The organism is Catellatospora vulcania, from assembly GCF_009720385.1.
GTDB lineage: Bacteria > Actinomycetota > Actinomycetes > Mycobacteriales > Micromonosporaceae > Catellatospora > Catellatospora vulcania.
This window is the reverse complement of record NZ_WARX01000045.1, coordinates 1-2340: the sequence shown is the minus strand read 5'-3', so window position 1 is coordinate 2340 and position 2340 is coordinate 1. Positions and strand designations below refer to the sequence as shown.

2 protein-coding genes are annotated in these 2340 nt (G+C 68.3%); both read right to left on the bottom strand.

Annotated features, from left to right (window positions below; genetic code table 11):
- Positions 1-96: 96 nt before the first annotated feature.
- The gene (locus tag F6W97_RS39910; RefSeq protein ID WP_155375804.1) at positions 97-408 is read right to left on the bottom strand and encodes a hypothetical protein; all 312 of its coding nucleotides are present in this window, start codon (positions 406-408) and stop codon (positions 97-99) included.
- Positions 408-2210 carry an IS481 family transposase gene (locus tag F6W97_RS39905; RefSeq protein WP_230687359.1) on the bottom strand — a complete coding sequence of 601 codons (1803 nt, stop codon included), beginning with the start codon at positions 2208-2210 and terminating at the stop codon, positions 408-410. The genes F6W97_RS39910 and F6W97_RS39905 overlap by 1 nt, the downstream gene beginning before the upstream one ends.
- Positions 2211-2340 lie beyond the last annotated feature (130 nt).

The following is a 2340-nucleotide window of genomic DNA, read 5'->3' as shown; positions in this document are numbered from 1 at the left end:
TGTCTAGTCCCAGTTCCTGCTTGACCGATCCGTCCCAGTAGCTACTTGACCGGTGACCTTGGTTAGTTGTTGACCGAGGCCCCAGCCGGGCTCGTGTCAGTGCCCGGCGGGGGTGTCCCCGTCGGGCTGGCCGTCGGGCTGGTGGCCTGCTCCAGCGGCTGCCCACCATGCGACGAGCCGGTCAGCCACCGCGTCGACGTCGCACAACATCGGATCCAGCCCGAAGTGATCTTCCAGCTCATGCCACAGGAACTCGCTGACATCCGCCTTGCCGGCTCCGCCGATCAGGTTGCTCAGCAACGGAGCGATCAGGCAGTCGTACTCGTCGGGCGAGTTCTCCGCGACGCCGATGGGGTCCCACTGCTGGAGCAGGTACCTGAGGTTGGGCTCGAGGTCTTGCAGGTTCATCAGGTGATCTTCCCGTCGGGGTCGCGGAGATGGAACCGAGAATCGTGTGGCTGCGATGCGTCACGCTGCTTCGGCGGTCGGTGCGCCTTGATCCGGGTGACCGCCTGAGTGGTGGTCCGCCGCACGGTGCGCACGCCGTCGTCGCACTCCACTGCCAAGTGCGTCTCGGACACGGCCACGGTCAGCGTCTTGCCGGCGTGGACCCGGCCGAGGGCGACCTTCTGTCCCACCACCATGATCACGCCGTTGTTGCTGGCCCGGCGCTGCACCCGCACCGGCTCATCCACAGGCTGCGGAGAAGGCCCAGCCGGGCGGGCGCCGCGCAGCCGAGCGACCTCGGCAGGGCTCAGCGGGTTCGGGCGGGTGCGCAGCAGCTCACGGGTCTGCGGGTCGAAGAACATAAGCGTGTGCTCCTCGACCCGGATGCTCACTCTGCGCCCACCGAGGATGTCGGCGGCCAGGACGACGCGCTGACCGAGCGACACCGACCCGGTCCGGTTGACGGTCCGGTCCACCTCCACCACCCCACCCGGCACCGGCGGCGGAAGCGGCGACGGCCCCGCACGACGGCCACCATCACGAGCCAGGATCTCCAGGTCGGCCACGGACAGGTGCGACCGCACCGACTTCACCCGCGCCCCGCCGATCAGCAGATGGATCACGTCGGTGTCGGCCCAGAACATCACCGTCACACCCGACCGCGCAGGTCCCAGCCAGAACTGTTTGCCACGCACCTCCATGTTTCCGCTGGGCGGCACGACCCGGTCGAACTCCACCGGCCCGCCGTCCCACGGCCGCGCGACGTCCGGAACGGAGACGTTCGGCACCAGCGCCGGCGGATGCTCGTCGACCGCTTCACGCAGACCCACCGGCAGCCGCAGCGGCATCTCCACCGGCTCCTCGGCCGGACGGAACCGCTGCGCCGGAACCGCCATGTCCAGGCTCTGATGCGGCCGCACACGGTTATATTCGGCCACCCAGCCATCCACCGCCGCCTGCGCCGCGGCCAGATCCGCGAACACGCCCGCGTCGTTGAGCAGTTCCTCACGCAGGCTGCGATGGAACCGCTCCACCTTGCCCGTGGTCGTCGGCGACGCCGGCTGCGTCAACCGATGCACGATCCCGTTCTCCCGGCAGATCCTGTCGAACAGCACCTCACCACCCTTACCGAACCGGTCGGTGAACTGCTTGCCGTTGTCCGTGAGGACCTCCTCCGGCACCCCGAACCTGGCCAACGCCTGCGCGAACGCCAAACACACCGCCCGGCCCGTCGCCCGAGCCACAACCGTCGCGATCACGCAGAACCGGGAATGGTCGTCCACCCCGGTCACGATCTTCGCTTCGGTGCCGTCGGCCAGCAGCACTCCGCCGACGATGTCCAACTGCCACAACAGCATCGGCGCATCCCGCTGCCAGCGCTTGAAATCCTCACGCCGACGCCCACGCTTACGCGGCGACAGCAGCCCATGCCGCAACAGAATCCGGTAGATCGTCATACGCGACGGCACCGGGCCAGGGCACCCGTTACGCCCAAGCTCGTACTCGATCCGCCGCGCACCCCAGCGGGGATGCGCCCGGCGCAGTTCACACACCGCGGCCTCCACCACCGGCGGAGCCTGATGCGGACACGAATCAGGCCGCGTCGACCTGTCCTCCAGGCCCGCCAGACCGCCGTCCCGATAACGGGCAACCCAAGCATGCACGCTCTGGCGCGAGACCCCGGCCCAGGACGCGACCTCACCAACCCGATCACCGGCAAGCACCGCCAGCACCGCCCGATACCGCTGCTCAACTTTCGACAACTCCGTCAGCGCCAATCCCGGCCTCCGGACCACGCGATGCCCGCAAACATCACGCGATCAACAGGCCAAACTCAGCACCTGTCAAGCAGCTACTGGGACGCCGATGTCAAGCATCTACCGGGACAGCACA